Source organism: Caballeronia sp. LjRoot31, from assembly GCF_964253885.1.
Lineage (GTDB): Bacteria > Pseudomonadota > Gammaproteobacteria > Burkholderiales > Burkholderiaceae > Caballeronia.
In genome coordinates, this window is sequence record NZ_CAXURX020000002.1 from 1,589,936 (window position 1) to 1,603,240 (window position 13,305).

At 61.9% G+C, this 13,305-nt stretch carries 14 protein-coding genes and 2 pseudogenes; 3 read left to right on the plus strand and 13 right to left on the minus strand.

Annotated elements, in window-relative coordinates; translation table 11 throughout:
• Positions 1–269 precede the first annotated feature (269 nt).
• Positions 270–617 (plus strand): hypothetical protein, encoded by a 348-nt coding sequence (locus ACSQ8V_RS25480; RefSeq protein WP_436207549.1) that lies wholly within the window; start codon positions 270–272, stop codon positions 615–617.
• A gap of 10 nt (positions 618–627) precedes the next feature.
• Here the strand turns inward: ACSQ8V_RS25480 and ACSQ8V_RS25485 are convergent.
• From ACSQ8V_RS25485 to ACSQ8V_RS25495, 3 genes and pseudogenes are all read right to left on the minus strand, one after another.
• Positions 628–822, minus strand: a pseudogene (locus ACSQ8V_RS25485) (DNA-binding response regulator); the annotation flags it as partial.
• A gap of 31 nt (positions 823–853) precedes the next feature.
• A complete protein-coding gene (locus ACSQ8V_RS25490; RefSeq protein WP_436184440.1) occupies positions 854–2,176 on the minus strand; it encodes an ATP-binding protein in 1,323 nt (440 codons plus the stop codon).
• A gap of 206 nt (positions 2,177–2,382) precedes the next feature.
• Positions 2,383–2,697, minus strand: coding sequence for a DUF4148 domain-containing protein (locus ACSQ8V_RS25495; RefSeq protein WP_436184441.1), 315 nt, complete (start codon positions 2,695–2,697; stop codon positions 2,383–2,385).
• 417 nt (positions 2,698–3,114) lie between these two features.
• On the opposite strand from ACSQ8V_RS25495, the gene ACSQ8V_RS25500 reads away from it, so the two are divergent.
• Both ACSQ8V_RS25500 and ACSQ8V_RS25505 read left to right on the plus strand, forming a co-directional pair.
• Complete coding sequence (locus tag ACSQ8V_RS25500) at positions 3,115–3,300, plus strand: DUF3563 family protein (protein ID WP_213765422.1); 186 nt, start codon at positions 3,115–3,117, stop codon at positions 3,298–3,300.
• A 26-nt stretch (positions 3,301–3,326) separates the two neighbouring features.
• A complete protein-coding gene (locus tag ACSQ8V_RS25505; protein ID WP_213765423.1) occupies positions 3,327–3,776 on the plus strand; it encodes a TerB family tellurite resistance protein in 450 nt (149 codons plus the stop codon).
• Between the two features lie 325 nt (positions 3,777–4,101).
• On the opposite strand, the gene ACSQ8V_RS25510 is transcribed toward ACSQ8V_RS25505, so the two are convergent.
• The 10 genes and pseudogenes from ACSQ8V_RS25510 to ACSQ8V_RS25555 form a co-directional block, all read right to left on the minus strand.
• The gene (locus tag ACSQ8V_RS25510; RefSeq protein WP_436184442.1) at positions 4,102–4,797 is read right to left on the minus strand and encodes a 4'-phosphopantetheinyl transferase family protein; all 696 of its coding nucleotides are present in this window, start codon (positions 4,795–4,797) and stop codon (positions 4,102–4,104) included.
• Between the two features lie 102 nt (positions 4,798–4,899).
• Positions 4,900–5,366, minus strand: a pseudogene (locus ACSQ8V_RS25515) (DDE-type integrase/transposase/recombinase); the annotation flags it as partial.
• A gap of 42 nt (positions 5,367–5,408) precedes the next feature.
• Positions 5,409–5,741 carry an ExbD/TolR family protein gene (locus tag ACSQ8V_RS25520; RefSeq protein ID WP_436184443.1) on the minus strand — a complete coding sequence of 111 codons (333 nt, stop codon included), beginning with the start codon at positions 5,739–5,741 and terminating at the stop codon, positions 5,409–5,411.
• Positions 5,742–5,854: 113 nt separating this feature from the next.
• Entirely contained in the window at positions 5,855–6,676 is an 822-nt protein-coding gene (locus ACSQ8V_RS25525; RefSeq protein ID WP_436207550.1) for a class I SAM-dependent methyltransferase, read from the minus strand.
• Between the two features lie 448 nt (positions 6,677–7,124).
• Positions 7,125–8,489 (minus strand): DEAD/DEAH box helicase, encoded by a 1,365-nt coding sequence (locus ACSQ8V_RS25530; protein ID WP_436207551.1) that lies wholly within the window; start codon positions 8,487–8,489, stop codon positions 7,125–7,127.
• 142 nt (positions 8,490–8,631) lie between these two features.
• Positions 8,632–8,958: a DUF4387 domain-containing protein gene (locus ACSQ8V_RS25535; RefSeq protein WP_213765427.1), complete on the minus strand. Its 327-nt coding sequence runs from the start codon at positions 8,956–8,958 to the stop codon at positions 8,632–8,634.
• Entirely contained in the window at positions 8,955–10,310 is a 1,356-nt protein-coding gene (locus ACSQ8V_RS25540; protein WP_436184446.1) for an acyclic terpene utilization AtuA family protein, read from the minus strand. The genes ACSQ8V_RS25535 and ACSQ8V_RS25540 overlap by 4 nt, the downstream gene beginning before the upstream one ends.
• Positions 10,311–10,379: 69 nt before the next feature.
• Entirely contained in the window at positions 10,380–11,564 is a 1,185-nt protein-coding gene (locus ACSQ8V_RS25545; protein ID WP_436208008.1) for an alpha-hydroxy acid oxidase, read from the minus strand.
• 2 nt (positions 11,565–11,566) lie between these two features.
• Positions 11,567–12,259 (minus strand): RraA family protein, encoded by a 693-nt coding sequence (locus ACSQ8V_RS25550; protein ID WP_436207552.1) that lies wholly within the window; start codon positions 12,257–12,259, stop codon positions 11,567–11,569.
• Positions 12,260–12,269: 10 nt separating this feature from the next.
• The gene (locus ACSQ8V_RS25555; RefSeq protein ID WP_436207553.1) at positions 12,270–13,304 is read right to left on the minus strand and encodes a C-terminal binding protein; all 1,035 of its coding nucleotides are present in this window, start codon (positions 13,302–13,304) and stop codon (positions 12,270–12,272) included.
• Between the last annotated feature and the right edge of the window lies 1 nt (position 13,305).

Below are 13,305 nucleotides of genomic sequence, written 5' to 3' on the forward strand. Positions count from 1 at the left end.
CTGCGATCTTCGCCAAAGACGGGGGCCCCTTCGGCCCGTAGTAAGCGCCAGCCTCAGCCGCGTGTGATCGCTTGCCGGTCAGGTTGACTTCACGCTCTGATCGGGAGTCAAATAATCAACGTATTGCGTATCCGTAATTTCCATCTAATTTTCGACTGGCATTCTGCGCACCATGCCTGAATGTTCCATATGTTCTGCCTGCCAAAAAGGGGATAGTGATGAAACTCAGATGGACCGCTATGGTGATCGCAATAAGCACGAGCATTTTGATGTCCGGATGCGCCACGCCTGTTGAACGAGCCAACGAGAAAAATGACCTGCTGGCGGCGGCGGGCTTTCATATCGTCCCCGTGACGACCGATCAACAACGCTTGCAGTTGGAGACGTTGCCACCGAATCGCGTCGTCCAGAAGACGAAGAACGGAAAGGTTATCTTTCTCTACGCGGACCCGTATGCATGCGGCTGCCTTTATATTGGCGACGAGAATGCGTGGGATAGCTACAAGCGGGAACAGCTCCAGCAAAACTTGATTAACCAGGAGCGCATGAACGCGGAGATGAATGAGAATGCGGCATGGAACTGGAGCATGTGGGGTCCGGGCTGGTGGGCGTACTGACGCGCCACTAGTCGACCGCATTGCGGTCCACTTCCTTACCCCAGCCGTATAAGCGGTCTTCCAGTTGATCGCCCGGCAGGATCATTGCGGGGCGCTCGAGAAACGCCAGCATCAACGCTAATTCCCACGCCGATAGCATCGACGTCACGCCATTGCAGCATAGCGTGCGCCTGTCGAGATCGAGATTGAGGGAATCGTCGCCGAGGCAGAAGAAAATCAGAAGCGAATGAAGTCGTTCACGAGGCCGACGATGCTGACGGAAATCCGATCGACGCGACGATTCCCGACGGCCCGTCATGGCGATTCCGAAGACTCGCCGCGCCGCCATATTTATTCGTGATCGCCTTGACGATCGACAGTCCAAGGCCGCTGCCCTCGATTTGCGTATTCGCTCGAAAGAAGCGGTCGAACACCCGTGGCAGCAGTTCTTCCGCAATCCCGGGCCCTGTGTCGGTCACCTCGATCCACACCATGTCCGCGCGTACCTGCACGCTCAGATCGACCTTGCCGCCATCCTGCGTGTAGCGGACCGCATTGCTGACCAGGTTGCGCACGGCGATGCCCACATCGGCTTCGACCGCGCACACAAACGCATGGTCCATTTCGTCAGCGCCGATGTCGATGTCGCGCTTCATCGCGATTGGCAATACTTCGGCCACTGCGTTGACGACCACGGCGGCCACGTCCACGCGCGTCAGCGCATCGGCTTGCAAGGCCGCATCGGCACGCGCAAGCCTGAGCAGTTGCGCGATCAGACCACCACTGCGTGCGATGCCACTGCGCAGTTCGCGAAAGCGCTCCCGGTTGTCGGCAACGATAAGCGGCTGCAGATTGTCCGCCTGCAATTGAAGCGCGGTGAGCGGTGTGCGCAGTTCATGCGCGGCGTCGGAAATGAACTTTCGTTCCGACTCGATCGATTGTGCGAGCCGATCGAACATCAGATTGATCGAGTCGATGAAAGGACGTATTTCGATCGGCACGCCCGATCTCGACAAGTGCTGAAAATGACTGACGTCGATCTCCTGCACTTGCGCACCCAAACGATTCAACTTGCGCAACGAGCGACGCACGACAAGCAGCACGGCAATCCACACCAGCGGCACGAGTACGATCATCGGCCAGAGCGTATTGAATGCACGTTCCTGGGCAAGCTCGCGCCGCACAGCCGAGCGTTGTGCGACCTGAATCACCATCGACGGATCACGCAGCGTGTAGATGCGCCACTCCTCGCCGCCAACGGCTGTGGTCACGAAACCCGCCGGCGCCTCGCGCGGCAGCGCCAGGGACGGTTCGGTCGACCGGTAAGGCGTGGTCTGATCGCCCTTCCAGATCGTTATGAAAATGTCGCCCTCCGGTTGCGAGCCGCGCGCGGGAATGGCCGGCAGCGAATCCGCGAAGCCGCTGCGCATGCGCACGGCGACCTGTTCGAGCCGAAGGTCGAGCAACGCGCTCATGCCCGCTTTCGACAACTGATACGAACTGACGCCCTGCACCACGCCGACGATGCTAGCCAGCACGCAAAGTGCGAGGACAAGCTGGTTTCTTAGAGACTTGATCATGGAGACGCAGAAAAAGTGTTTCGTACAACGGGTGATGCATGGACACCGGGACACTCAGTGCAAGAGACGGGCTTTTTTTGTAAAAGCGATTCTACCCCCGCGACCGGGCGCTTTCTGGCGTCGAACGACGGCAAAGGCGCGCAGCCTTTGCTGCGCGCCCACCGTTTGCAACGAGCGATAGAGAAATGCTCTGGTTTGACAATCGCTCAGTGCTTGATATAGATCGACTTCAAGCCGACGTTGTTCAACAAATAAATCCCGGTATCGCTTTGCGATGCGCCGTCGGCGACACCGCCATAACCGGCGGATGCGTCGTCTTGCTGGCCGGCGCTTGTGTCGGCAGCCTGAATTCCCGCGGTGCAATGCGTATGGTCGCCGGCGGTGTTGTAGCTGGCCTGTTCGAATGGCGCGAGTTGAGCCTGCACTTGCGCGCGAGTCATCAGCTCATTCGACTGGGCGAACGAAGCAATCGGGAATGCAAGAGAAACGGCAACGGCAACGGTTCGGATCAGCGATTTCATGATATTTCCCTCCAGATGTGTTTTTTGCTCATTCGGTGAGTCAGGTGTTCTCTGCCATGGACTTCACTTTAAAGAAGAAGAATTAGCGAAGAATGAGCAACCGTTTGAACGGGAGTCAGCGGGTCGGATGAAGGCCCACGAAATAGCCGTCACCGGCGACAGCACAGCCGAGATCAGGGAAAGTGCGACGGCGGTTGTATGAAACAGGCGGTGGATTACAACGTGATTCATTCTCGGAGTGCTGAGCATGCAGCTCATTTTTTCCTAATTCATGGCGCCTACGATTCGTTCGTCGATGCACAGGTTCAAGTTCGAACCGCCAGTCAGACGCGAAAAAACGCGTTTGGCACGCATAGGACTGAAGCGACGATGCGGACCGCCGGCCCGACATGCGTCGCGCCACTCAAGGAGCGCATCATGTTTTCTGCACTTTCCGCAAAACTGGGGTCGTTGTTCGCGCCTTCTCACTACGAGAAGTGCGAAAAGTATCTGGGGTCATCGTCCGATCTCGTGGACCTCGAACGCCGCATGCGTCATCTCGAACGCGGAGGCTATCCGTTCAATCTGCATTCGAACGTCATGCCGCGCGACAACGAACGGTGAACGATCAACCGACAAGGAGAACAGACATGCGTCACTATCAATGCGACAGCCCTGAAGCCGCAGCACGCATCGTCGCGGCCTGCTTACTGTCAGACGGACACGTAGGCGCGGACGAGATCGAAGCGCTCGATCGCCACGGCATCGAACAACGATTGTCGTTGCGCCCGCGTCAGTTCCTGGCCGTCGTGCAGACGCTGTGCGAAGACCTGACTTGCGCCGCCTACCTGAATTGGGGCGACACGTGCAGGCTCGATCCCGTCATCGTCGCGCAGCTCGCGGCCGACGTGCAGGACGGGAAAATGCGGCATGAAATCATCTGGCTATGCAAGGAAGCCATTCATGCGGACAAGCATATCTCAGAGGGAGAAGCCGGATTTCTTCGCCTGCTGCGCGCTGCGTGGGAATTGCCGGGCCACGCGGATTGGGCGCGTCCACGCGAGGTGATCAGACTCGGGCGTGCATCGCGAGTGAAATGACTGAAATTTCGCGAGATCCGCGTTCACGGTGATGGCACATCGTGAATAGAAAGAGCGAAAATATCGGCTCCACGCCGAGCCGAACTGCTCCCCCCGGGCGCGTCGTGCCACTACGCGCTGGACCAAGGCACAGGCCGCTGACGCCCGATAGTCCGGGGTCTGGCAGCGGCCGCTACATTCGCCGCTGACCGGCCGCCACGACTCCTTTACCAATGACCCTCAACTCTCGGCAGCACACCAATAACCCCTATTTAATTAGTTATCCGATACATCTACTCGCAGGCGACGAGTAACCCGAACGACTGGGCGCCACGTCCTCCTTCTATCATGCGAGGGTTTTCGCCGACCACGCCACGCATGCGGAATAAGCTTCTGGCGCGGCGATCCAGCGCGCAGCAATCTCGCGCATGTCATCCGGAATCGCATTGCGTAGCGTCACCAGCGTGCTGTCGCGCGGCAGCACCGCCAGATGCTGTAAGCCGCGCGTGATGCCCACGCCCGTCGTTTTGACGAGCGCTTCCTTGGCGACCCACGCGTCGTAAAACGCGGCGCTCTGCGCTGCGGTATCGAGGCGCTCGATCCATGCCGCTTCGCGTGCGTCGAGCGTCAATGCCGCGATCGAACGCCAGTCGAATCTATCGCTGTGATGCTCGATATCGACCCCGACACGCCGCTTGAGCGACATCGCGATGAGCCCATGTGCGCCCGCATGCGATACGTTGAAGTCAAGCATGCTGGAATCGGCCAGATGCGGGCGACGGTTTGCATCTAACGAGAACCGGACCGCGTGTGCCGCCATGCCGAGATACCGCGCAAGTTGCTCGCGCAGCGCCACGCGCACGGACGCGAACCGAAGCGCATCTTCGTGGCGGCGAAAGTTGCCGGCTCTCACGTGTTCGTCGTCGCTGAGCGCTGCAAAGGCGGCATCCTCCAGCGACGCGTCAAAAGCGAAATCGACCCGCCACAACGAAACATCGGACGGGCCGTCATGCGGTAGCGGAACAGGTTCGATGGAATGCATCGCGGGTTCGGGCCTCACACGTGAGGGTTGCAAGGAATAGGCGCGACTGGCTTTGTCAACTTGCCGAGAGTGAGACGGCACGGCGGTAGATACGTCTACTGGTCAGAAAGCGGTCGATGGATTTTGGCCGAGTTCGGCGAATTCACGCCAAGCAATGAACCGGGCGGCGAGTTGTTTGCGACAAAGTGAAGCGCGCGGCATATGCCGCTTGAGCGCGAAATGTTACCGGATCTGCCCGAAGCACGACAGAAATTTCTGCGTGCGTTTCAGGTCGCGAAAGCCGCGCATGTGCCGCTCGCGCTCGCGTGTTGGTCGGTTGGTGGCTATTCTCGGCGCGGTTGTTCAGCCGAGCTGGCGCTTTGACGAACACGTGCGTCACGTTCGCAAACTCCGGGATCTCGGCTGTAGCAGCCGGATAGCTGCGCAACTGATCGGTGACGATCTTGCGCGGCACCGGGCTCGAACGCAGCACGCTTGAAGAAGCGTTTGGCGGCGGCCTTGTCGCGCCGCTTTTGCAACAGGATGTCGAGTTCGGCGCCATGCTCGTCGACCGCACGCCACAGCAGGTACGTTCGCCGCGTAGCGCCACGCCCGCGCTCAGCGGCGCGTGCTCAAGCGACAATACCTGCCGATGCTGTGGGAGCGGAGCATGGAACGTTCTGGTCGGCCTGAAGCGACAACGCGACATCAGGATCGGCTTGCTTGAGCGCTTTCAATTGGGTTTCGACGAGAGGCAGCGCCACCGCGCGTTTATCGAAGAATACGGCGCCCCTGGCATCGATGCCGACCGTCACCGGTCGCTTCTGCTCGGGTGGCGCAGTCGCTGCAGTCTTGGGAAGATTGACGCGCACCGCATTGTTGAGCAGCGGTGCGGTGATGATGAACGTCACCAGCAACACCAGCATCACGTCGACCAATGGAGTGATGTTGATTTCACTGAGCACTTCGCTGTCGTCACTGGTCGTCGAAAAAGCGATTGTGCAATTCTCCTTTAGAACATTTGATCATGGCGCCGGCTACGTTCGAGCCGGCTCAGGTTCGCCACGCGTGGCACCGCTTATGCCGAACTGTCCGACCGTCCCGATACCTCCCGCGAGCGCCGCGCGATCAAGGCATGTCCCTCAACGATTTCCTCTATCGCACCGTCCTCGCGCGCGTACCTGGCCAGCTCCGCGCGAATCTCCGCGGCCAGTTCCTGCTGCGCCTGTATCCCGCCATGCCAGGCTTTCCCGAACGAAAGCGCTCGATCGACGAAATGCTCCAGTGGCGTGATTCGCTGCTCTATCACCGCAATACGCTCCAGGTGATCGAACGCCGAATCCAGCAAGACGGTTTCGTCGGAAGCGGCCGACTTTCGTTCGGCCCGCGCAGGGTCATCATTGCCATAGCGATCAAGAATGCGCTCGAAAACCGGGTACCAGACGTTCTGAGGGACTGTCGGAACGCTGGTGTGATAAAGAGCCACCGCACCGCCGCTCTCGATCAGCCCGTCCAGCACGCGGAGCGTCTCGACACGATCAGTCCAGTGGAACGAACGGCCGAACGTCGCGAGCCTGAAATGGCCAAGACGACGGTCCAGGTCGTAGGAACTGCCTCGAACGAATTGAATGACAACGCCAGCGCGCGCGGCGTTTTCGGCCGCGACCCGGAGCATTTCCGCTGACGGGTCGAGCGCGGTCACCGCACGCGCATACGGCGCCAAATCGATCGCGAGGAACCCTGGACCGGTGCCGAGATCGAGAACGTCGGCATTGCGGTCGAGACCGATCAGGTCGGCCACCCGCCGGCTAAGCAGCGCCGGATAGCTGGACCGGCCTGTCGTGTAGTACCGCGCCGCATTGTTGAAGCGGTCCGGATAAAAAGCTTTCTGTTCAGACATGTCGGTGAACGGTTGAGTCGTGCCGCGAACGGACGCAGGGTGTATGGCGGGCAACATGTCGTACTTGCGACCCGCGACGCCTGAATGGAGTATTGAGAACGTTACGCAAACCCCATGCCATCCATGACCAATGACGTGCCGCCAGTGCGGACGAGCGCCAATGCTTCTTTGGCGCCGACGCAGCCTCATCCGTGGTCGGCACACATATCATGCGTGGTGAGCGTGACTCCCACCGGCTTGCTGCAATCGGCGCAACCTGCTGTTGCCCCACTGCTGCGATCTCAGCAAAGCATGTGACGCAAGCATGCGGCCGCAGGCCGGGAGGAGCTACAAGCTGGGATTGTCGCGCTCTCCCTGCCGGTTTCACTCCTTCCCGATTCCCCGATTCCCCGATTATCAAACCCGCGCGATTGAGGCTTGGGTCGCCTTCGCCAGCGCGACCACCTCACTACCCACGTGAAGGTCGAATTCGTGGACGCAACGGGGACACGCTTGTGCCTTTACCCGCATCCACAGCGCGTTGCACCGCAGGCTTGCGTTTGTTCTCGCCACTTTGCGGGCGCGGTTGTTTGCTGAGCACCTGCATAGCGCCCGGCGCAGCTTGCGGCATTTTGGGCTTCTTAGGCTTCTTGGGTTTCTTGATTATCTGTCCCGTCGCACTAGTTTGCGGCACGCGGTGTTCGGCTTCAAAACCCGGCTCTTCTTCACGGGGCAGCGTTTGCCGGATCAGCGCTTCGATCGCGGCCAGTTGCGGCGCTTCATCGGCACACACAAGGGACACTGCCACACCGCTGGCGCCCGCGCGGCCGGTGCGGCCAATACGGTGCACATAGTCTTGCGCCACGATCGGCAGATCAACGTTGATGACCAGTGGCAGGTCGTCGATATCCAGCCCGCGCGCAGCCACATCGGTGGCTACCAGCATACGTACTTCGCCCGTCTTGAAGCGCTCCAGCGCACGCAGGCGCGCGGGTTGCGGTTTGTCGCCATGGATGGTGTCGACCGCATAGCCCGCTTCATCCAGCATGGCCGCCAGATAATCCACGCCATTGCGGGTTTTGACGAACACCAGCGCGTGCTCCCAGTTGTTCTCAGCCACAAGATGCATGAAGAGGTCAGGCTTGTTCTTTTTATCCACCGGCACCACCCACTGCTTGATCTTGCTGGCCGTGGCATTGGGCAAGCCGACACTGATGTTGACCGGGCCGCGGAGAATGGCCGCCGCCATGGCGCGGATATCATCGGTAAACGTGGCAGAGAACAGCAGGGTCTGGCGCTGAGCCGGCAAGGCAGCAAAGACGGCGTTGAGTTCGCGCTCAAAGCCCAGATCCAGCATGCGGTCGGCTTCATCCAGCACGAGCGTTTGCAGTTGATCAAACTGCACTGCGTTCTGGCGGTTGAGATCCAGCAAACGGCCCGGCGTGGCAACAAGCACATCCACGCCTTTGCGCAACTTCATCATCTGGGGATTGATACTCACCCCGCCGTAGGCGGCCAGAAATCGTAAGTCGAGGCCTTTGCCGTAATCGATAAAGCTTTGCAGCACTTGTTCGGCCAGTTCGCGCGTGGGCACCAGCACCAAAACGCGCGCGCGGTTGCTGGACACCGCCGGGCCGTGTTGCACCAGCCGTTGCAATAGCGGCAGCGCAAAACCCGCCGTTTTGCCAGTACCGGTCTGTGCCTCGGCCATGACGTCCTTGCCACTGAGCACAGCAGGAATCGCCTTGGCCTGCACTGGCGTAGGTGTCTGGTAATTGAGGTCCTGCAGATTACGCAGCAAGGGATCGATCAGGCCAAGCGAGGCAAAAGACATTCACGTATTCCGGGCTAAAACCGCATTTTAGCCGTGACCGCGCTGATTGCAACGCACAGACAACAGAGCTAAGAAGCGTGCGTACACTTCAGAGCGTGGTGTTGCACGCATAAAGCGGTAGTGTCGGTCCGCCAGGCGTTAATTACCGAGACAACGGAATCGCGAGGTCGAGCAGCGGCGCGTGTTGCTGGCAGCCGTACATGTCGGATTCGCCGAGACGTCCCTGGGGCAGTTGCCGGCGCATCGTCACCTTGATCGCCTGCCCACGCGGCACCGCGAAGATCGACGTGATCGCGCTTTCCGTCACGCCGAATAATTCGGCCATTGTGGCCTTGTTGAAGCGCCCCGACTTCCAGGCGGTGTCGAAATGGGCCGCATCCTCGAACATTACGTCAAACGTGAGCAGAAAGGGACCGGCGTTCTTGCTGCGTATCACCGTTGCGAGTGACGAAAGCGGAACGGACGTCATGGCGTGAGCACCTCGTGTTGGATTGGAAACAGAGCTGTCGGAGATGCCGCTTTCAACAGATGGTAGGCAGAAAACTCATACACCGGCCCCGCGTCGATTTCCGACGGCGAGTGCGGAAACGCGAGGTTTCCCGCCGTGTTGTATTGCCCCGGATAGCTCACATGCAGGAGCGTACCGCTGATGAAGTGCGCCGCGGCATGCGCGAGCGACTGCTCGTGCGCGACCGCGTCTATGACGAGCCCGAGTTCATGGCTCGCCGGCTTGCGCACGGTCTCGAGGCCACGCATCACACCATCTCGCCCGTAAACGTGAAACTGGACGTCGAGGTCCGGTGCGTCGAAGTAGGCGAGCGCCGCGGACTTCGCATCGGCAAGCAGCGTGTCGATGCGCGCGATCATCGTAGGGCAGCGTACGCCCGCCACCGTGACCGTGCGATAGCCCCGCCGGCGCGCACCTTCGAGCTTGACCCAGTAGTCGTCCGAGCCGATGAAGCGTGAGCCGGTGACGCGCACTTCGCGCTCGCTGATCTGCGTGAAGTCGCACGCCGACAGGTCGAGTTCATGGCCGGGACCCGCCTGCAGGAACGGATTTTCGCGTTCGTACAGTGTATGGGCGGCCACCGAGGTCAGCGACGCACGACGCCTGAGGCTCCCCGGTTCGAGCGTGAAGCCCTCAGCGTCGATGGTACCCATCATCACGTCCGTGCCGTGAGGCTCGGCGGAAAAGGCGCCGCATTCGAGGATTTTTCCCATGTGAATGGCGAGCCCCGGATCAGCGCCTTTCCAGATCGGAAACGCGGCAATCACGGAATCGTCGCAGGCGCGCCCGGCGATAATCACATCCGCGCCATGTTCGAGCGCATCGACGATCGGCTCGTGTCCCATCTGTGCGACGATCGCATCGCTTGAGCGCGCCTCGTCGGCGCTCAGTTCCCAGCCAGCCTCGAAGTCACGCACCTCGCCGCAGTCAATGGAATCCGCGACCACGCTCGTCGGGATATCCGCGTAGATCCATGCAAGCCGCACGCTCAGCGCATGCGCTGCGACGATCTCGCGCACGATCCGCACCACTTCATCCACGTGAGTGCGCGTGCCCGCACCGCCCGCGCTGCCGACGATCACCGGAATGCCCGCCTTGCGTCCCGCCAGGATCATCTGCGTGAGTTCGCGGCGGATGCTGATCTCCGACACCAAAGCCTCGCCGGAGCCAAGATAATGCGGTCCCGGATCGGTCGATCCCGCGTCGACGGCAATGACATCGGGCTGCATCGACATCGCGCGTTCGAACGCATCGTCGGCGAATCCATAACCGAGCGTGCAAGTGGGCGTAAGCACCCGGATTGGCTTGTTCATGCGTTGCCTCTTCGTAAGTGAACCAGCAGGAGCGCTGCGCCGCCTCGCCTCGCCGGCGCGCACGGCGAATCAGTCGCGCAACAGTTCCAGGTTCCGGACTTCGTCGATCCGGTTAATGCCGAGCAACCCCATGTTCGTGCTGACTTCGCGCTTGAGCATCGCGAGTGCGTGCGCAACGCCCGCCGCGTCCGCCGCGGCGGCCGCCATCAGAAACGGGCGCCCCACGAACACGAAACGGGCACCGCAGCGGATCGCTTTCAGTACGTCCGAGCCGCGCCGCACCCCACCGTCGTACATCAGCACGAGCGTGTCGACGCGTGCAGCGATCGCTTCGAGCGCGTCGAGCGAACCGATCGCGCAATCCACCTGACGGCCGCCGTGATTCGACACGATGATGCCGTCGACACCCGCGCGCTCGGCCACCACCGCGTCCTCGGCCGACAGCACGCCCTTCAACACCAGCCGCCCCGCCCAGCGCCGCCGGATGTGATCGATATGGGCCCAGCTGAGCGCACCGCGTCGTCCGATGTCACGCACCAGCGTGCGCGAGAACACCGGCGGCCCCGCCACGGCGTCCATGTTCTCGAAACGCAGCGGCCGGTTCGTGAGCAGGCTCGGACCCAGCACGCGCCAGCACCACGATGGCCGGCTCAGCGCCTGCCATGCGAGTTGCGCGCTCGGTTTGACTGGCGAGCGGAAACCCTGCTTCTCCGCGTGTTCGTGCTGACCGTGTACGGCTGTATCGACGTTGATCACCAGCGTGTCGAAACCGGCCTTCGCAACGCGGTCGAGCATGGGATCGATACGCGCCTGATCGCCGGGGAGATACGCCTGAAACCAGCTCGCGGGTCCCGCCGCGCGCACCACTTCGAGCGGCGTCAGCGACGCGCCGCTCAGGATGAACGGCACGCCGGCGTGCGCGGCGGCGCGTGCCAGCACCTCGTCCGCGTGCGCCGCCGCCATCCGGCTGAAGCCCATCGGCGCGATGCCGAACGGGCTCGCATACTCGACGCCGAAAAGGGTCGTGCGCAAGTCGCGCCGTTCGATGTCGACCAGCACGCGCGGCAGGAACGCGCGCGTCTCGAAACCACGCAGATTGCGTCGGTGCGCGGCGCCATCCTCAGACCAGCCGGACACGTACGCATACATCGCGGCAGGCAGCCTGCGTTTCGCCACGCTCGCGAAATCGTTCAGGCACAACACGTCGCGCAGGCGCGCGGGCAGCTTTGTCGCCTCGGCCACGCGCGCATGCATCGCTACAGCGGGTCGTCCGCCGGCGCCGGCGCCGGCGCCTGCGCCTGCGCCTGAGGCAGCGAGAACATCTTGCTGATCGACACGCCTCTGCGAATTCCATCGATCCATTGCGCCTCCTTGAGCAAATGCGCTTGCGCCGCCTTGAGCACTTCGCCGGCGATCGCAAGCGGCACGATCACGACGCCGTCGTCGTCGCCAAGCACGATGTCGCCCGGATTGACGGGGACGCCCGCCACCGCGATCGTAGTGTCCACGTTGCCGCCAAAGCCGTGATGCGGACCCCGCGGCACGATCGAGCGGCAGAACATCGGAAATTGCAGGCGCCGCATGTCGGCCACATCGCGGATCGCGCCGTCGATCACCGCGCCGCCGAGGCCTCGCTGCATCGATTCCTCGGTCATCACGCCGCCCCACACGGCGACGTCTTCAGCACCGCCCGCATCGACGACCAGCACCTCGCCGGGCCGTGCGCTACCGATCAGATTGCAGATCGGACCGCAGTCGCCGACCATCGTCACGACGGTGCGCGCCTGGCCGCACAGCCGCGCGCCCAGAAAAATCGGCTTGATCGGCGAGACCATGACCTGCGTGCGGTTCATGCAGTCGGAGGCCACCGCCGCCGGGATCTGGCGCCAGTGCGCCAATACTTCGGGAGCCAGCAAGGGGAAACTGATGTCGATCTGGTGATAAGCCATGGAGGTCGCTTTATCGAGGGGTTGAGGACGCGGCGTCTTGCCAGCCCGGATTGACGTTGTTGCGCAGTCGGCCGTGTACCAGATAGTCGACGAGCATCTCGGCGGAAAACGTGCGCATGTCGAGGTAGCCGGCTTCCGAATAGAACGCGGCATGCGGCGTGATCACCAGCCGGCCCGCAAGCCACGGTTCATTCGCGCGCCATGCGTCGAGCAGCGGTGGCGCCGGCACCGGCGGTTCTTGCGGCAGGACGTCGAGGCCCGCTGCCGCGAGGTGTCCCGCGCGCAGCGCGCGATACACCGCGTCGACATCCACCAGCTTGCCGCGCGCGATGTTGATGAGGATGCCGCCGGGCTTCATCGCCTGCAGTTGCGCATCGCCGATCATGTTGCGCGTCTCGTCGCTCAGCGGGACGTGCAGGCTCAAGACGTCGGCGCGCGCGAGGAGCGTGTCCAGCGACTTGACGCGTTCGTAGCCAAGCCCTAGCTCATGCCCTTCCGGCACGTGGGGATCGAAATAGACCACGTGCATGTCATGCGACGCGACCCGGCGGGCGATCGCGGTGCCGATGCGGCCCATGCCGATCGCGCCGAACGTACTGCCCCGCAGACGCCGCACCACCGGCACGTTCTCGGCTACGAACCCGCGTTCGGGATCGGCCTTCAGGCGCGCCTCGTAGGTGCCGAGGCCTCGTGCGAGGAACAGCATCATGGCGATTGCGTGATCGGCCACTTCCGTCGTGCCGTAGTTCGGGACGTTCGACACCGGGATGCCGCGCTCGCGGCAAGCCTCGACATCGACGTTGTCAAAACCCACACCCACCCGCACGATCATCCGGCAGCGCGCGAGCCGGCCGACCAGCTCGCGTGTGATCTTCATGCGGTGCCACACGAGAATCGCGTCGCATGATGCCCAGGCATCGTCCGGGATGCTGGCCGGATTGGTTTCGTCGTACACCTGATAATCGATGAGCGCGCCCGTCACGCTTCGTTCAACGTCGAGATCGCGCAGATGCGCGTCGGGTACCAGTACCTTGAGTGGCGACACA

What these genes read in the sequence shown, in the direction of transcription:
- ACSQ8V_RS25495 (WP_436184441.1), bottom strand. Translation starts at nt 2,697, where the DNA reads ATGAAATCGCTGATCCGAACCGTTGCCGTTGCCGTTTCTCTTGCATTC.
- ACSQ8V_RS25525 (WP_436207550.1), bottom strand. Translation starts at nt 6,676, where the DNA reads ATGTCTGAACAGAAAGCTTTTTATCCGGACCGCTTCAACAATGCGGCG.
- ACSQ8V_RS25550 (WP_436207552.1), bottom strand. Translation starts at nt 12,259, where the DNA reads ATGGCTTATCACCAGATCGACATCAGTTTCCCCTTGCTGGCTCCCGAA.
- ACSQ8V_RS25490 (WP_436184440.1), bottom strand. Translation starts at nt 2,176, where the DNA reads ATGATCAAGTCTCTAAGAAACCAGCTTGTCCTCGCACTTTGCGTGCTG.
- ACSQ8V_RS25545 (WP_436208008.1), bottom strand. Translation starts at nt 11,564, where the DNA reads ATGCATGCGCGCGTGGCCGAGGCGACAAAGCTGCCCGCGCGCCTGCGC.
- ACSQ8V_RS25530 (WP_436207551.1), bottom strand. Translation starts at nt 8,489, where the DNA reads ATGTCTTTTGCCTCGCTTGGCCTGATCGATCCCTTGCTGCGTAATCTG.
- ACSQ8V_RS25480 (WP_436207549.1), top strand. Translation starts at nt 270, where the DNA reads ATGTCCGGATGCGCCACGCCTGTTGAACGAGCCAACGAGAAAAATGAC.
- ACSQ8V_RS25510 (WP_436184442.1), bottom strand. Translation starts at nt 4,797, where the DNA reads ATGCATTCCATCGAACCTGTTCCGCTACCGCATGACGGCCCGTCCGAT.
- ACSQ8V_RS25500 (WP_213765422.1), top strand. Translation starts at nt 3,115, where the DNA reads ATGTTTTCTGCACTTTCCGCAAAACTGGGGTCGTTGTTCGCGCCTTCT.
- ACSQ8V_RS25505 (WP_213765423.1), top strand. Translation starts at nt 3,327, where the DNA reads ATGCGTCACTATCAATGCGACAGCCCTGAAGCCGCAGCACGCATCGTC.
- ACSQ8V_RS25540 (WP_436184446.1), bottom strand. Translation starts at nt 10,310, where the DNA reads ATGAACAAGCCAATCCGGGTGCTTACGCCCACTTGCACGCTCGGTTAT.
- ACSQ8V_RS25535 (WP_213765427.1), bottom strand. Translation starts at nt 8,958, where the DNA reads ATGACGTCCGTTCCGCTTTCGTCACTCGCAACGGTGATACGCAGCAAG.